The 15,832-nt window shown below is 74.5% G+C and carries 15 protein-coding genes; 4 read left to right on the top strand and 11 right to left on the bottom strand.

The annotated features are described in order from the left end of the window. Position 1 precedes the first annotated feature (1 nt). Entirely contained in the window at positions 2–1,045 is a 1,044-nt protein-coding gene (locus ACLE50_RS09870) for a decaprenyl-phosphate phosphoribosyltransferase (protein WP_410943134.1), read from the top strand. Between the two features lie 128 nt (positions 1,046–1,173). Here the strand turns inward: ACLE50_RS09870 and ACLE50_RS09865 are convergent, their stop codons facing one another. The 4 genes from ACLE50_RS09865 to ACLE50_RS09850 form a co-directional block, all read right to left on the bottom strand. Further along, complete coding sequence (locus ACLE50_RS09865) at positions 1,174–2,118, bottom strand: NAD-dependent epimerase/dehydratase family protein (protein WP_410943133.1); 945 nt, start codon at positions 2,116–2,118, stop codon at positions 1,174–1,176. Between the two features lie 104 nt (positions 2,119–2,222). After that, on the bottom strand, positions 2,223–4,253 hold the full coding sequence (locus ACLE50_RS09860) for a DUF6541 family protein (RefSeq protein WP_410943132.1): 2,031 nt from the start codon (positions 4,251–4,253) through the stop codon (positions 2,223–2,225). Between the two features lie 157 nt (positions 4,254–4,410). Then, positions 4,411–4,881 (bottom strand): DUF2304 domain-containing protein, encoded by a 471-nt coding sequence (locus ACLE50_RS09855; protein WP_410943131.1) that lies wholly within the window; start codon positions 4,879–4,881, stop codon positions 4,411–4,413. 4 nt (positions 4,882–4,885) lie between these two features. Further along, positions 4,886–5,560 (bottom strand): glycosyltransferase family 2 protein, encoded by a 675-nt coding sequence (locus ACLE50_RS09850; protein ID WP_410943130.1) that lies wholly within the window; start codon positions 5,558–5,560, stop codon positions 4,886–4,888. 166 nt (positions 5,561–5,726) lie between these two features. Between ACLE50_RS09850 and ACLE50_RS09845 the strand changes: the two genes are divergently transcribed. Genes ACLE50_RS09845 through ACLE50_RS09835 form a run of 3 tightly spaced genes read left to right on the top strand, consistent with a single transcriptional unit; the run spans position 5,727 to position 9,274 of the window. Next, the gene (locus ACLE50_RS09845; protein WP_410943129.1) at positions 5,727–6,728 is read left to right on the top strand and encodes a putative sugar O-methyltransferase; all 1,002 of its coding nucleotides are present in this window, start codon (positions 5,727–5,729) and stop codon (positions 6,726–6,728) included. 10 nt (positions 6,729–6,738) lie between these two features. After that, positions 6,739–7,797, top strand: a complete 1,059-nt coding sequence (gene pseI, locus ACLE50_RS09840; RefSeq protein WP_410943128.1) for a pseudaminic acid synthase — start codon at positions 6,739–6,741, stop codon at positions 7,795–7,797. Between the two features lie 25 nt (positions 7,798–7,822). Beyond that, the gene (locus ACLE50_RS09835; protein WP_410943127.1) at positions 7,823–9,274 is read left to right on the top strand and encodes a hypothetical protein; all 1,452 of its coding nucleotides are present in this window, start codon (positions 7,823–7,825) and stop codon (positions 9,272–9,274) included. Here the strand turns inward: ACLE50_RS09835 and ACLE50_RS09830 are convergent. The 7 genes from ACLE50_RS09830 to ACLE50_RS09800 all read right to left on the bottom strand — a co-directional run bounded on the left by ACLE50_RS09830 (position 9,228) and on the right by ACLE50_RS09800 (position 15,764). Next, positions 9,228–9,896: an energy-coupling factor transporter transmembrane component T family protein gene (locus tag ACLE50_RS09830; protein WP_410943126.1), complete on the bottom strand. Its 669-nt coding sequence runs from the start codon at positions 9,894–9,896 to the stop codon at positions 9,228–9,230. The two genes, ACLE50_RS09835 and ACLE50_RS09830, sit on opposite strands and share 47 nt — an antisense overlap. Then, complete coding sequence (locus ACLE50_RS09825) at positions 9,893–10,570, bottom strand: energy-coupling factor ABC transporter ATP-binding protein (protein ID WP_410943125.1); 678 nt, start codon at positions 10,568–10,570, stop codon at positions 9,893–9,895. The genes ACLE50_RS09830 and ACLE50_RS09825 overlap by 4 nt, the downstream gene beginning before the upstream one ends. Then, a complete protein-coding gene (locus ACLE50_RS09820; protein WP_410943124.1) occupies positions 10,567–11,670 on the bottom strand; it encodes a thiolase family protein in 1,104 nt (367 codons plus the stop codon). The genes ACLE50_RS09825 and ACLE50_RS09820 overlap by 4 nt, the downstream gene beginning before the upstream one ends. Further along, positions 11,667–12,902 (bottom strand): AMP-binding protein, encoded by a 1,236-nt coding sequence (locus tag ACLE50_RS09815; protein ID WP_410943123.1) that lies wholly within the window; start codon positions 12,900–12,902, stop codon positions 11,667–11,669. The genes ACLE50_RS09820 and ACLE50_RS09815 overlap by 4 nt, the downstream gene beginning before the upstream one ends. Then, positions 12,899–13,471 (bottom strand): biotin transporter BioY, encoded by a 573-nt coding sequence (locus tag ACLE50_RS09810; protein WP_410943122.1) that lies wholly within the window; start codon positions 13,469–13,471, stop codon positions 12,899–12,901. Before ACLE50_RS09810 ends, ACLE50_RS09815 begins: the two co-directional genes overlap by 4 nt. Before the next feature lie 94 nt (positions 13,472–13,565). Further along, positions 13,566–15,035: a GNAT family N-acetyltransferase gene (locus ACLE50_RS09805; RefSeq protein WP_410943121.1), complete on the bottom strand. Its 1,470-nt coding sequence runs from the start codon at positions 15,033–15,035 to the stop codon at positions 13,566–13,568. Between the two features lie 3 nt (positions 15,036–15,038). Beyond that, positions 15,039–15,764 (bottom strand): cytidylyltransferase domain-containing protein, encoded by a 726-nt coding sequence (locus ACLE50_RS09800; protein WP_410943120.1) that lies wholly within the window; start codon positions 15,762–15,764, stop codon positions 15,039–15,041. Between the last annotated feature and the right edge of the window lie 68 nt (positions 15,765–15,832).

Raw genomic sequence — 15,832 nt, 5'->3', positions numbered from 1 at the left:
CATGACCAGGACCGACCGCACCGAGGCCGACAAGGAGCCGGTGAAGGTGGCGCAGGCGGACGAGCCGTCCGTCGAGCCGCTCGAGCCGGACGACGTCGGCGCCCCCGACGACCTCGGCGACGCCGCCGCACCCGAGGCCGAGGCCGCGCCGGTCCCCGCGGCCGAGCGCACCCCGGCCCGCACCGCCCGCGGCCTGCTCAAGACGATGCGCCCGCGCCAGTGGGTCAAGAACGTGCTGGTGTTCGCCGCACCGTTCGTCGGCGGCGGGCTGTTCGGCCTGCCCGTCCTGATCGACTGTCTGCTGGCGTTCGCCGCGTTCTCGCTGGCCGCGTCCGGTGTCTACCTGGTCAACGACGCGCTCGACGTCGAGGCCGACCGGGTGCACCCGAAGAAGCGCTTCCGCCCGATCGCGGCCGGGATCGTGCCGGTGCCGCTGGCGTTCGTGACGGCCGCGGTCCTGTTCGCCGGGGCCATCGCCATCTCGGTGGCGGTGACCTGGCAGCTGATCGTGGTGCTGGCCGTCTACGTCGCGGTGCAGCTGTCGTACTGCCTGTGGCTCAAGCACCAGCCGGTGCTCGACATCTGCATCGTCGCGTCCGGGTTCCTGATGCGCTCGATCGCCGGTGGTGTGGCCACCGCGATCCCGCTGTCCCAGTGGTTCCTGCTGGTCACCGGCTTCGGCTCGCTGTTCATGGTGGCCGGCAAGCGCTACGCGGAGATGCGCATCGCCGAGGAGACCGGCGCCAAGATCCGCAAGGCGCTGGAGGCCTACTCCGCGTCCTACCTGCGCTACATCTGGTCGCTCTCGGCCACCGTCATGATCATGACGTACAGCCTGTGGGCGTTCGAGATCCGCGAGGCGCACCACAACACCGTCTGGTCGGTGCTGTCGATCGTGCCGTTCGTGATCGCCGTGCTGCGCTACTCGGTGGACGTCGACCGGGGCACCGGCGGCGCGCCCGAGGAGATCGCGCTGGGCGACCGTGCGCTGCAGGTCCTCGCGGTGGCGTGGATCGCGATGCTGACGCTGGCCGTCTACAGCTGACCACGCTCCGCCCCTCGGGCCCGGTTCCCCGCGTGGGGCCGGGCCCGACGTGTGTCCCGGGCCGGTGGTGTCCACGGCTGCGCCCCGGATCGGCCCTCCGGATCAGCGCCCTGGATCAGCGCCCTGGATCAGCGCGAGGTGTGCCAGGCCCAGGTCTCGGCCAGGCCGTCGGCCAGCGTCGTCGGGGCGGGCAGGCCGAGCGAGGCGATCCCGTACGACGGATCCAGGCAGCTGCGCCGGATCTCTCCGGCCCGAGCCGCCTCGAACACCGGCGCGAACTCCTCCGGGGTGAGCCCGGCGATCCGGCCGATCTCCGCGGCCAGCTCGACGATCGAGGACTCCGTCCCGGTGCCGACGTTGAACGTCTCCCCGGCCAGGTCGCCCGCGGCCAGCCGGTCCGCGGCCGCCAGCGCGGCCCGGGCGACGTCGCCGACGTAGAGGAAGTCGCGGGTCTGGCCGCCGTCGCCGAACACGGTCGGGCGGATCCCGGCCCGGGCGCGGTCGCAGAACAGCGAGACGACGCCGGCGCCGCCCGCCGGGTGCTGGCGCGGCCCGTAGACGTTGGCGAAACGCAGCACCAGCGCGGGCAGCCCGTGGGCCCGGACGAAGAACCGCGTGTACTGCTCCGAGGCCAGCTTGCTCAGCCCGTACGGCGACTCCGGCGCGGCCGGCTGGGCCTCGGTGGTCGGGAGCGGGGCGTCGTCGCCGTAGATCGCGCCGCCGGTGGAGCACACGACGACCGCCCGCACGTCCGCGGCGCGGGCCGCCTGCAGCACCGACAGGGTGCCGAGGACGTTCACCGACGCGTCGTGCACCGGGTCGGCCATCGAGGTGCGGACGTCGATCTGCGCGGCCAGGTGGAACACCGCGTCCGGCCGGAAGTCGGTGACGATCTTCGTGAGGGCCTCGCCGTCCCGGATGTCCTGCACGACGAGCTCGGCCGCGGGGTCCAGGTTCTCCCGCTTCCCGGTCGAGAGGTCGTCGACGACGAGGACGTCGTCGCCGCGGGCCAGCAGGGAATCGACCAGGGTGGAGCCGATGAAACCGGCTCCGCCGGTGACGAGCGCGCGCATGAGTGCCTTCCGGTCGGTGCGATGGCGGCTGGTGTCATCGTCCTCGGTCGGCCGCCGACCCGGGACGGCGGTACCCCGCCGCCCCGGCTCCGACCATGTCGGCCTTACGGCGTGGCCCCATCGCCCAGCGGTCCGCAGGCGGTGACGCGGTAGAGCGTGCTGCCGCCGCCGGAGAGCACAGGTTCGAACCCGGCCCGCGTGCCGATGCCGGTGATCCCCGGGTAGCTGTGCGCGCTCGCATGCGACGGCCAGTAGGAGACCGGGCCGTCGATCACGTACTCGAGGCCGGTCTCGCGCACGGCCGGGCAGACTGCCGGGTCGCTTGCGGCGTCGCGCAGCCGGTTCCGGACGACCTGCTGCGCGGGGGTCCAGCTACCGCTCATGTGCGGAAACATCACGCGGTGCCCGGTCAGCGGATAGAGCAGGGAGTTCCCGGCCCACGGGTTGGTGGCCACGACCGCTCCGTCCGGGAGAGCCCGACCCGCGGCCTCGAGGAACTCGCGCTGTCCCGGCTGCAGCATCCACGTGGCCTCGTGCTGGTAGGTCTTCGCCACGGTGATGGCGTGCACGCCGATCCGGAAACCGTCGGTGGCGAGCACCAGGACGGCGGCGGTCGTGGCGACAGTCGCCGTCGCGACCAGCCTGCGGCGCTCGACCGGCATCTCCGGTGCGCGTACCCGCACGAGCGCACGAGTCAGAGCGGCGACGGGCCCGACAACACCGAGCGTGGCCAGCGGAACCGCGGTGACCGGCACCATCGCGGCGAGCCGGTAGGAGTCGTTGTACCAGGCGCCGGTCAGAGCCTCGGTGAGCCGGCCCTCGGTGGCCACCGCGAGCACATAGAGGAATCCCGAGGTCAGCTGGGCCGGAACGAGCCAGCCGGTCCGCGCGCGACGCAGTGCGACAACGGCGCCCACGACGACCAGTGCGGACACGACGACGAGAGCGGGCCGTCCGTTCGTCCCGTTCCCCGCCAGCTCGACGACCGCGGTACCCGGTGACCGCGACGCCGGCCAGTCGTAGGACCGGACGGCCGCCAGGAACGGCGACCAGGCGAGCAGCCATAGCACCGCCGACGCCGTCGCGAGCGCGGCGAGCACCGGCACCGGCACCCACCGCCACCGTCGACTGCGGACCAACCCGGCCGCGGCGGCGCCGGCGGCCCACACGACGGGTGACACCCCGAGCACCAGCAGGCTCACGGCGGCGTTCGGGTGGGCGAGACCGAGTGCGGGCAGTGCGACGGCGCCGAGCAGCAGTGCGCCCCGTGGTCCGAACGCGGGCTCTCGAGTCAGCTTCAGCAGGGTCACCACGGCGGCCAGCCCGGCCGGGAGCAGCGCGAGGCCGAGCAGGTTCGGCCAGAGCACCCCCCAGGTCATCAGCATCCACGGCATCGCAGTGAACGCCGTGGACAGCACCGGGGCGGCCACGAAGGTGCCCGGGCGCCTACCGACCAGCTGGCGGACCAGGAGCACGCAGGACAGTGGCCAGACGACCGCCGCCACGACGAACGCGACCAGGTTGGACGCGGCGGGTATCGAGGTCCCGACGGTTGTCACCACGAGCGCGACGACGTCGTGCCACGCCGCAGGGTAGACCGCTGGACGGCCGGGGGCGGTCAGCTCACCGAGCGTGAGCGTGGAGCCGTCGCCGACGTCGAGGATCCGGGCGACCGCACTGTAGTGGTGCACCGCGTCGTAGGTCGGCGAGATCGCGTCCGGCCGGCCCAACGCGAGGACCAGGGTCACCCCGCCGAGCATGACGGTCACCGCCGTGCCGACGACGAGTGCGAGTCCTCCGTAGCGACCGTCCGGCCCGTCGCCGCGCAAGAGCGTCCGCCCGGTCGCCCGCGGAGACCAGCACCGGAGCGACGGTGGCCGCCCGATCGCGATCCGGCCGGCACACACCGCACCGGTCGCGAGTGCTGTCGCGACGACGACCGGCCACGGACCCCAGGCGACGCCTAGCTTTCCGGCTACGACCGCCGTTGTCGCGATGAGCGCGACCGAGAACAGCGGTGCCGTGCCCCAGCCGGCGATGCCTCGCCACCCCAGCGCACGGGTCACGATCAGGCCGGGGAGCACCGTCCACATCGCCGCGACGAGCGCGACCGGTACCGCGACCGCCCAGGTCATCGCCGTGCTCGTATCGCGAGGCGAGTGATCGAGCGGCCGGTGTCGTCGTGGGGAGCTTCCTTGCACCTCAGCTGCACCCGGCGAAGACTAGCGCCCCCTTTGCGTCACCAGATCAGGAGGTCCCGACCAGCGACGATTCTGCGCTCCGCGTGAGCGATCAGGAGTGCGATGACCCGTTCGGGTCCACCGGCGCAGCCACCGGGCTGCCGTTCTGCCGCACGTCGGTCACCGGCACCGAACCACCGTCGTGCAGCCGGCGCTCCACGGCCTCCAGCCGCTCCGCCAGCTCCTGCTCCCGGCGGTCCAGCTCCGCGTCGCGCACGGCGACCTGGCGGGCCAGGTTCGTCAGGTGCTGGCTGATCTCGCGGTCCCGCAGGTAGGAGTTCAGCGTCGCGAACAGCAGCGCCACGACCAGCAGGTAGACGATCAGGTCGGTACCGCGGCCGATGCCCAGCAGGCGCGCCACCATCGTGACGTCGTCCGGGCGCAGCACCGCGTAGATGTTGAGCAGCACGAACCCGAAGAACGCGAGCCGCTTGCTGGCCCGGACACCGACGGTCTGGCCGCTGCGCACGAAGTAGGCGAGCGCGCCGAGTGCGGCGAGGACCAGGATGATCTGCAACGTCACGGGGTCACCTCTGGCGGACCGACAGGTCGAACAGGATGTTCACCCCGTTGAACAGCGACTGGCCCTTGGATCGGGAGTACTCGGTGTAGCGGATGGTCACGGGGACCTCGACGACCTTCAGCGACGACCGGGCCAGCGCGGCCACGATCTCCGAGGCGTGCGCCATCCCGTTCATGGTGATCGTCAGCTGCTCGGCGGCGGCGCGGGACAGCACCCGCAGGCCGTTGTGCGCGTCGGTGAGCTCGAGCTTGCGGCTGGCCGGCGACAGCGCCGCCACCGTGCGCAGCACCAGGCGCTTCAGCGGCGGGACCGGCTCGGTCGACTCCAGGAACCGCGAGCCGAGGACGACGTCGGCCTGCCCGTCGCGCACGATCTGCGCCATCCGCGCGGCGTCCTGCACGTCGTGCTGGCCGTCGGCGTCGAAGGTGCAGATCCGTTCGGCGCCGCGGCGCAGCGCGTAGTCGATGCCGGTCTGCAGGGACGCGCCCTGGCCCAGGTTGATCGGGTGCCGCACGAGGTGCGCCGGGGTGGTGGCGATGCATCCGGCGGAGTCGTCGCGGCTGCCGTCGTCGACACAGACGACGTTCGGGAAGACGGTGCGGACCTCGGTGACGACGTCGGCGATCACGGTCTGCTCGTTGAACACGGGGATCACCACCCACGTCCCGGTGTCGGGCACGGTCACTCCCTCGTCGCCGGTCGATCCGCGGTACAGGCTATCCGGTGACGACACCCGGCACCGCGCGGGACTCGCCGCCGCGGGAGGGCCCCGCGACACGATCGCGTCACGGCCGTGTCGCGCCTGGATCCCGGTCCGGTGGGAACTCTCGGTAGCGTCCTGGGTCGTGGAATCGCCTGCGTTGCTCGAGTTGATGCTGTCCGACCTCGAGTCGGCTCCGGAGCTGTACCGGCCGACCGACTTCTGGAAGACCGGCCTGGAGAAGGTCGTCGCAGACCTGCGGGAGCGGGGCTTCGAGGACTTCCGCCGGCACCCGTCGGCGACGTTCTTCTACGCACCGCGCTACGCCCCGGTCTCGCGGCCCGCGGCGCTGCTGTCGCAGGCGTTCGCCAAGGCGGGCACCCCGGGCAGGCTGCTCGCCGAGCGCATCGACCAGGTGCCGGTCGCGCGCGGCCACCACGCGGCAGTCCGGGCGCTCGACCCGCGTGACCGCAGGCCCTACCTGCACGAGTTCTCCGAGTCGGCCGCGGGCGCACCGACCGAGCAGCTGGTGTTCGACGGCAACCGGTTCAGCCGGTCGGCGCTCAACTACCTGCGCGGGCTCGTCATGCTCAAGCGCGCGGTGCCCGACCTCGACGTGTCGACGGTGCTGGAGATCGGCGGCGGCTACGGCACGCTCGGCGAGATCCTCGCGGGCGGCAACCCGGGCCTGCGCTACATCGACGTCGACATCCCGCCGGTCGCAGCCGTCGCCACGCACTACCTGAAGCAGGTCTTCGGCGCCGACGGGGTCACCGACTACGCCGACACCCGCGATCGCGACGAGATCCGGATCGCCGACCTCGACACCCCGGCGACCATGCTGTGCTCCTGGCAGCTCCCGCAGCTCACCGGCAGTGTCGACCTGTTCGCCAACTTCATCTCCTTCCAGGAGATGGAGCCCGACGTCGTGCGCAACTACGCGAAGCTCGTCACCGACCTCGGTGCGCGCTGGCTGCTGCTGCGCAACTCCCCGACCGGCAAGCCGAACGTCCGCGAACCCATGCTGCGCCAGTACTACCTGGACTTCTTCGACGCCTACGAGCTCGTCGACTGCGACGCGGGTCTCTACGGACAGGACTCCGAAGGCACCGTGTCCGAGGTGATGGTCCTCGCCCGCCGCTCGTAGGCTGGGCCCCATGCGCGCACCGGACCCGATCGAGATCGCCGGCCACCGGATCGGGCCGGGGGAGCGGCCGTTCGTCATCGCGGAGATGTCGGGCAACCACAACGGCTCGCTGGACCGGGCCCTGGAGATCGTCGACGCGATCGCCGGGACCGGAGCCCAGGCCGTCAAGCTGCAGACCTACCGCGCCGACACGATCACCATCGACGCCGACGGCCCGGCCTTCCGCATCCGTGACGACCACGGGCTGTGGGGCGGCCGGAACCTCTACCAGCTCTACGAGCAGGCCCACACGCCGTGGGAGTGGCACGAACCGCTGTTCGCCCGGGCCCGCGAGCACGGTCTCGTGCCGTTCTCCAGCCCGTTCGACCCGACGGCGGTCGAGCTGCTCGAGTCGCTGGACGCCGCCGCGTACAAGATCGCGTCGGCGGAGCTGGTGGATCTGCCGCTGATCCGGCGGGTCGCGGCCACCGGCAAGCCGATGATCATGTCGACGGGCATGGCGACGCTCGGCGAGATCGACGCGGCCGTCACCGCGGCCCGCGAGGGCGGCGCGACCGCGATCGTGCTGCTGGCCTGCACGGCGTCGTACCCGGCGGACCCGGTGGACGCCAACCTGCAGACGGTCCCGGCGCTGCGCGAGGCGTTCGGTGTCCCGGTCGGGCTCTCCGACCACACCCCGGGCATCGGGGTGCCGGTCGCCGCGGTCGCGCTCGGCGCCGTCGCGATCGAGAAGCACGTGACCCTGGCCCGCGACGACGGCGGCGTCGACTCCGACTTCTCCCTCGAGCCCGCCGAGCTGGCCGCGCTGGTCACCGAGACCGACGTCGCCCGCCGCGCGCTCGGCCCCGCCCGGTTCGGCCCGCGGGACTCCGAGCAGGACACGCTGGCGCTGCGACGCTCGCTGTGGGTCGTCGCCGACGTCCGCGCCGGGGACAAGGTCACCGAGGACAACGTCCGCTCGATCCGCCCGGCCGGCGGGCTGCCGACCGACACGATCGGCACCGTCGTGGGGCGGACCTTCACCCGTGACGTCGAGCGGGGCACTCCGCTCACCTGGGACCTGGTCTGAGGCAGCGGTTCCCGGAGGTCGGCCCGTGACCACGGTCGTCTGGCCCTCCGCACCCGCCCGCCCGCGGGTGCCGGACCGGTTCGCGCCGGTCGCCGCGGTGCTCGCCGGGCTGCTGCTCGGCGCGTGGGTGTCCTGGCTGATGCACCGGGTCCCGGTCGACGACGCCTTCATCACCCTCGACTTCGCCCGCCAGTTCGGGCTGCACGGCAACTGGGGGATGGTCGACGGGCTGCCGTCGAACACCGCCACCAGCCCGCTCTCGGTGCTGCTGCTGGGTGGCCTGACCGCGGTGCTGCGCTCGGCGCCGCTCGCGGTCGCGGTGGCGACCACCGCGCAGTTCGGGATCGCCGGGTACTGGCTGCACGGCGTCGCCGTCCGGCTCGGGCTCGGCCGGTGGCTGTTCGCGCCGCTCGCACTGGCGATGCTCGCGGTGAACCCGCTGCTCATGTCCTCCTACGGGCTGGAGAGCCAGCTCGCGCTGACGCTGCTGGCCGGGGCCGGATGGGCTGTCGTGACCCGGCGACCGGTCGCGGCGGGTGCGCTCGCCGGGCTGCTCGTCCTCACCCGCCCGGACCTGGGACCGGCCGCGCTCGTCGCGGTCGCCGCCCTCACCGCGGGGCGGCTCCGGGCGCTCGGTGCCGCCGTCGCGGTGACGGTGCCGTGGTTCGCGGTCTCCTGGTGGTTCCTCGGCTCCGCCGTGCCGGACACCGTCGTGATCAAGGGTGCGGAGTCGTGGGGCGGCACGTCGTTCTGGAACTCGGTGCCGCACTACTACTCGGTCCTCCCCGGGCCGACGGCGCTCTCGGTCCTCCCAGCGCTCGCCGGGGTCCTGGCACTGCCGTGGTGGTGGCGTGAGCGCCTGGCGTGGGTGTGGGCCGGGGCCGCCGTCGTGCACTACGTGACGATGTCGCTGCTGCACCCGGGGCCGTTCTTCTGGCACTCGACGTTCTGGCTCGGTGGCCTGGGCCTGCTCGGCGCGGCGGCGACCGCGCGGGTGCTCGTGTCCGGTCGCGGCGTCGCCGGGCTGGTCGCGGTCCTGGCCGGGATCTACCTGCTCGGCACGGCCTGGACCGGGATGAACGACGGCCTGCCCCGCGACCGGTTCGCACCCGTCTCCTTCAACTGGGCGACCCCCGCGCAGTACGCCGTGCTGGCCGCCCGGCTCCCGCGCCGCGCGACCGTCCTGTCACCGGGCGAGATCGGGACGCTGGCCTGGTACTGCGACTGCCGCGTCGTCGACCAGTTCGCCGACCGCGGACGGCTGGTGCCGTTGCTGGACCGGAAGCTGGCGTCGTCGGGGCCGGTCGGGCGGGCGCTGCTGGAGCTGAACTACGCCCGCTTCGACCGCCCCGCGGCGGCGCCGCTGGACTACCGGATCACGACGAGGCTGGCGCCCGCAGGGACGCCGGGCGGAGAGCTGACGTCGTTGTTCACGAATCGGGTGCGGGTGGTGTCGGTGGAGCCGGTGCGGCGCTGACCGGGTCGTCGGGGTCCACCGGATCGCCCCAGCCGCGGGCGGCCAGCGCCTCCCCGAGTGAGTCCGCGTGCCGCATCGTCCGCACCGTGAACGGCACAGCGAAGGCGACGACCGACCCCCCGGCGCCCCGGGCCCGCGCGGCCTCCCGGACCTGCCCCGCGACCGCCGACAACGTCCCGATCGACTGGATCGTCAGCCCGACGAGAAGCCCCGTACGCTGCGGATCCACTCCGAACCGGCACAGCGGAGACAGTGCCCGCTCGACGGCGGAGACGAGGTCGTCGATCCGGGTGGTGAGGGTGAACAGGTTGGCCGCGGAGATCGCCGCGACCAGCCGCAGCGCGATCACCGACGCCCGGTCCGGGCCGAGCAGCCACCACTGGATCCCGCCGACGAACACCAGCAGCACCAGCAGGGTGCGCAGCAGCGGCCACACCCGGTCGGCAGGCGGCCGGGCGAGCACGAACCCGAGCGCGACGAGCAGGCACGCCCCGCCGAGCCACCACGGGTCGTCGAGCAGGACGGTGGTCGTGGTGAACGTCAGCACGACCAGCAGCGACGGCCCCGCCGGGATCCGGTGCAGCGGGCTGGTCCCGGGGGCGTAGAGGCCGAGCGGGGTCACGCCCCGCACAGCTTCCGGTAGTGCGCGACCGCGGGGCCCGGCTCGTCGTCGGCGACGACGCGGCCGCCGTCGAGCACGATTGCCCGGTCGAAGCCGTCGAGCAGGTCCAGGTCGTGGGTCGCCAGCAGCACCTGTTGGCGCAGCCCGGCGAGCCGCTCGGCGAACGCGCGTTTGTTGCGCAGGTCGAGCAGGGTGGTCGGTTCGTCGCAGACCAGGACGTCCGGGTCGAGCACCAGTACCGCGCACAGCGCCAGCAGCTGCTTCTGCCCACCGGAGAGCTGGTGCGCCGGGTGCTCGACGTGGTCCCCGAGGCCGTACTCCGTGAGCGTCGCTGCGGCCAGCCGGTTCCGTTCGGTCTTGTCGCGGACGGTGCGGCGCAACGAGAACGCGACGTCCTCGACCGCCGTCGGCATGACGATCTGGGAGTCCGGATCGGAGAACACGAACCCGACCCGGCGGCGCACCGCTGCGCCATGGGGGGCCGGGTCGCGGCCGTCGACGCGCACGGTGCCCGTGGTCGGTGCGACCAGGCCGTTGACCGTGCGGGCCAGCGTCGACTTGCCGGAGCCGTTCGCGCCCAGCAGCGCGACGCGGCGCTCCGGGAGGCGCAGCGACACCCCGTCGAGCACGACGCGCTCGCCGTAGCGGTGCCCGACGCCGTCGAACTCGATCACCGGACCACCCGCCACCGGGTCGCCACACCGATCCCGCCGCCCGACGACAGCGCCGCCAGCCCGGTCTCCCCGCGCCCCTGCACGACGAGCCGGTGGAACAGCCGCGTGACCAGCACGGCACCGGAGGCGCCCCACGGATGCCCGAGTGCGATGGCGCCGCCGTCCGGGCTCACGGTCTTCTCGTCGATCCCGGTGGCGTCCAGGCAGGCGAGCACCTGACCGGCGAACGCCTCGGTGAACTCGACGGCGTCCGGGGTGCCGTGCGCGACGGCGTCGATCGCGTCCACGGCGCCGAGCCCCAGCAGCTCCGGGGCACAGCCGCGGGTGGCGGCGGCCTCCAGCGCCAGTCCCGGCACGCCCAGCTCGCGGCGGCGCCGCTCGGACACCACCAGCACGGCCGCGGCGCCGTCGTTCACCCCGCAGGAGTTCGCGGCGGTCGCGGTGCCGCCGATGCCGAATGCGGGCCGGAACCGTGCGAGCCGCTCGACGGTGAACCGGTCCCGCGGGCGCTCGTCCGCGGCCACGTGCCCGAGCGGGACCAACTCGGCGTCGAACGTGCCGGCGCGCTGTGCGGCGATCGCGCGGGCGTGGCTGCGGGCGGCGAAGGCGTCCTGGCGCGGCCGGGAGATTCGGGCCCGCGCCGCGACGACGTCGGCGGCAGGCCCCATGTCCGGGTCCGGGCTGCCGGCTGGGGCGAACGGTGCGCGGGTGTAGACGGTGCCGTCCGGCCACGTGCGGGCCGGCGCGGTCGACGGCGACTCGGCGCCCCCGGCGAGCAGCACCTGCGCGTCACCGGCGCGGATCGCCGACGCCGCGGCGACGACCGCGGACAGCCCGCTCGCGCACTGCCGGTCCAGGGTCATCCCCGGGATCGCGTCGCCGAGCCCGGCGCGCAGCGCGGCCACCCGGGCCGGGTTGCCGCCGGGCCCCATGACGTTGCCGAGCAGCACGTCGTCGATCGGGCCGGGGGCCTGCGCGGCGAGCGCGGCGAGCACCGGCGCGGCCAGTGCGTCGACGGTGTACGCGCGCAGCCCACCGCCCGCGGTGCCGATCGGGGTACGCCGGGCGGCGATCACCACCGGAGTGTTCTCGCCGGTCACAGAGTCTCCGCCTCCAGCGTGCCGTCGCGGAGCCCGTCGGCGACGGCGGCCCGGGCGGGCTTGCCGGAGCCGAGCCGCGGCAGCGCGGTCACGCCCAGCCAGCGGCGCGGACGCTTGGCGGGGGAGAGCCCGGTGCGGGCGGCGGCACGCAGTGCGGCACGGCCGGGCCCGCCGCCGGAGACCTCGACGACCGCGGTGACCAGCGCCCCCAGCGACGGGTGCGGCGTCCCCGCGACCACCACGTCGGCGACCCCGGGCACCGCGCGCAGCACCTGCTCGACCTCCTCCGCGGCGACGAGCGTGCCGCCGGTGGAGATCGTCGCGGAGTCGCGGCCGAGCACGGTCAGCGACCCGTCGGCGTGCAGCTCGGCGCGGTCGCCGACCGACGTCGCCCCGGGCCCGGCGGGCTCCAGGACACCGCCGCTCAGCCGGCCGAGTACGGACTGCGGGCTGCGCACCCACAGCAGCCCGTCGCGCAGCACCGGCTCGACGCCGTCGACCGGGTACAGCGGGCCGCCGTCGCGGCGGATCGCGATCAGCGAGTGCTCGGCGGAGCCGTAGTACTCCAGCAGCGTCGTGCCGGGCAGCAGCCGCGCGCAGCGCTCGCGCAGAGCGGGGGCGACGTGCGCACCACCGCAGACGATCACCGCGGGGGCCGGGCCGCCGGGGTGCCGCTCGCGGTGGTCGAGCAGCGTCGACAGCAGCGCGGGCACCAGATGGACGGTCCCGCCGCCGGGAATCTCGGCCGGGTCGAGCCGGTCCGCGGTGCGCAGCTCCAGGCCGTGGTGCAGCGCGTGCAGGGCCCCGAACAGGTACAACGTCGACGACGGCGGCCCCGGCACGAGTACCGGACCCGGCAACGGGCCCAGCGCGGCGAACCCCAGCCACCACGACGCCCGGGTACGGGCCAGGACGCCCGGACGGCCGGTGCTGCCCGACGTCGTCGGGAGCAGGAACGGGCGGCCCGGAAGCGGCTCGGTGAGGTCGCCGACGTCGGCGAGGACCGCGGCGCGCTCGCGGGCCGACCAGCCCGGATCCGCGACCAGGCACGCCGCGCCGCGCCGGTCGGCGGCCAGCAGATCCGGCAGCACGTCCCAGCGGGTGCGGTGCGGGTCGAGCACGACCCGGGCGCCGGATCCCCGCGGGACCTGCCCGATCGCCGCGGCGAGGCCGGCCGGGAGGCGCTCCGGGGCGACGACCGGCGTCTCCACGGTGGTGTCGAGGGTGCTCACCGGGCGACGGATGCCCGCGGGGGCAGCAGATCCGGCAGCGCACGATGCACCAGCCCGGCGATCACCGCCGACAGCACGACCTTGATCAGGTCGCCGGGCAGGAAGACCAGCGACTGGACGATCCCCGCACCGAGGTCCCCGACGAACAGCCCGACGACCGGCATCCCGATCGCGTACTGGCCGAGCAGCCCGACGAAGCAGGCCAGCAGCAGGACCGGCAGGTTCCGGCGCCGCGCGTGCTGCACGATCAGGCCGGTCAGCGTCGCGCACAGCAGCCAGCCGACGACGAACCCGGCGCTCGGCCCGACGAACGGTGCGAGCCCGCCCCGGCCGCCGGACAGCAGCGGGAGGCCCAGCGCGGTCAGGAACAGGAACAGCGCGACCGACAGGAACCCGCGCCGCGCACCGAGCAGCGCGCCCCCGAGGATCGGGGCGCCGTTCTGCAGGACGATCGGGACACCGGCGACGCCCCCGAACCCGGGGAACAGGCCGAGGACGGCGATGAACGCGGCGAACACCACGATCCGTGCGAGGTCGGCGGCGGGCAGCGCTGGTCGGGACTCGGGCACCGCCGAAGGTTAGGTCACGGTGCGCGTGGCCGGGCGATCCGGGAGGCCGGTTCCACGCCGGAACCGGTGCCTGTGCGGGGGCCGTGACGTGCGATTACAGGGTCCGGCGCAGGGTCCGGAACCCGTCGGCGTCGGGGCCGGTGCCGCCCTCGGCGTACCCGGCGCGGGCGAACAGCCGGGCCGAGGCCGTGTTGTCCCGGTGCACCACGGCGACCAGCGGTGTGCCCGCCCCGAGGTGCTCCCGCAGGGCGTCCTCGCCGGCCCGCAGCAGGGGCGCCGCGAGCCCGGCGCCGCGCCGCTCGGGTGCGACGGTGATCGACACCTCCCAGCCGGTGCGCTCGCGGTCCCAGCGGACGGTGCCGACGTCGCCGTCGTCGTCGGAGACCACGAGCAGCAGGCGGTCGTCGCGCTCCAGCGACCCGGCCAGCCAGCGGCGGTGCGAGGCCAGGTCGATCTCGTCGGCCGACCGTGACCAGCGACGGGTCTCTGGGTCGTTGCGCCAGGCCAGGAGGCGTTCGGCGTCGCCGAGCACCACCGGGCGGGAGCGCAGTGCCGGTCCGGCGGCACCGGCGACCGCGGCCACGATCCGTGCGGCCCCGCCCCCGTCGACGACCGTCCGGGCACGGTCGGCGAGCGCCTCCCGCTGCTCCGGCTCGGTGAGCAGCGCCCGCAGCAGCGGCGCGGCGAGCTCGGGATCGGCCAGTTCACCGGCGTCGCCGAGCCCGGCCGCTGCCCCGGCCTCGACGACCGTCCGGTACCCCTCGGTCTGGTTGTCCGCGGCCCGCACCAGCGCCATCGGGACACCGACGCAGCACAGCTCCCAGACCGTCGTCCCGGCCGCGCTGACCACGAGGTCCGCCCCGGCCATCGCCGCGGGCAGGTCCGGCAGCGGCGCGATCGCCCGGAACCACGCCGGGCCATCGGTGGGCAGGTCGAGGTCGCGTCCGGCTGGGACGACGACGTCGACCTCGGCGGGCGCACGGGCGGCGTCGAGCGCGGCGACGACCCGGTCGAGCAACCCGGCTGCGTCGGTCCCGCCCATCACGACCAGCACCCGCGGCACGTCCCCGGTTGCGCCCCGGGCGGCGCGCGCCGTGCGGGCCCGGCGGGCGGTGGCGCGCAGCGGCGCGTAGGCCGGGCCGCGCAGCAGGAGCCCGGAGCCGTCGTCCGGCCGCGGGTGGGTGTCCGCGCCCAGGTTCGGGTCGACGACGACGTCCCCCGGCCGCCGCCCGGTGGCGAAGTCCTCGACGGTGCACAGCACGACCCCGGCGGCGTTCAGCGCGGGGCGCAGGTCGTCGTCGAGCAGGTAGTGGTCGGCGTGTACCGCGTCGATCCGGTGCTCGCGGCACAGCGCCACCAGATCGGCGGCGGTACCGGCGGGCGGCAGCGGCGACGGCGGCCCGGGCAGGTCCAGCCCCGCCCACAGCCAGCCGAGACCGTCCAGGGTGCCGGACCACAGGACGTCGTGACCGGCCGCCGCGGCCGCCTCGGCCACCGCCGCACACCGGACGGCGTGCCCGACGCCGGTCGCGGGCCCGGCGTCACAGCGCAGGAGAAGCCGCACCCCTCAGCCCTCCGACAGCGACTTCTGGCGGACGTGGGCGTTGCGCGCCACGACCTCCGGGTGCTCGCGCAGCGTCGACACGACCGCCCGCCAGCCGGTGCGGCCGTCGAGCAGCGCCACCAGGTCCTGCAGCGCGGCGAGGTCCTCGGCGGTGTCGAGGGTGACCCGCAGGTCGTTCGCCGCCGGCGCGACGACGAGGCCGAGGCAGTGGAAGCGGTCCGGGTCGCCGTAGAGCCCGGAGGTGACGTGGATGCGGTCGTGCCCGGCCGCCGTCGTCGCCAGCTCGCGCAGCGCCGCCACCGTCGCCAGCTCGACGTCGAGACCGCGCGGCAGCGTCCGGATCAGCGTCGTCGCGACGTAGTCGTGCTCGGGGGCGGACCGCCAGGTCGCCGCGACCAGCGTGATCAGCGCCGGGTCGAGCAGCGGGCAGTCCGCGGTGAGCCGGACGACGGCGTCGCAGGGGAACTCGTCGGCCGCCTGCACGAAGCGGGCCAGCACGTCGTCCTCCGAACCCCGGACCACGTCGACGCCGAGCGACGCCGCGCGCTCGGCCACGGCGTCGTCCCCGGGGGCGACCGAGGTCGCCACGACCACCCGGTCCACACCGTCCGCGGCACGCGCCGCGTCGACCACCCGGTCCAGCACAGGACGCCCGCCGAGATCCCGCAGGACCTTGCCGGGCAGCCTCGTCGACCCCGTCCGGGCCTGGATCACCGCGTTGACGCGCACCTGCTTCCCTTCATCCGGAGCGACGCGTGCCATCATGCCGGGCGGGAGAACACCCGCTGATATGGAGG

This window comes from Pseudonocardia phyllosphaerae (assembly GCF_046546475.1).
Taxonomy (GTDB): Bacteria; Actinomycetota; Actinomycetes; order Mycobacteriales; family Pseudonocardiaceae; genus Pseudonocardia; species Pseudonocardia phyllosphaerae.
The sequence above is the reverse complement of the archived record's forward strand: the minus strand, read 5'-3'. Positions and strand labels throughout refer to the sequence as shown.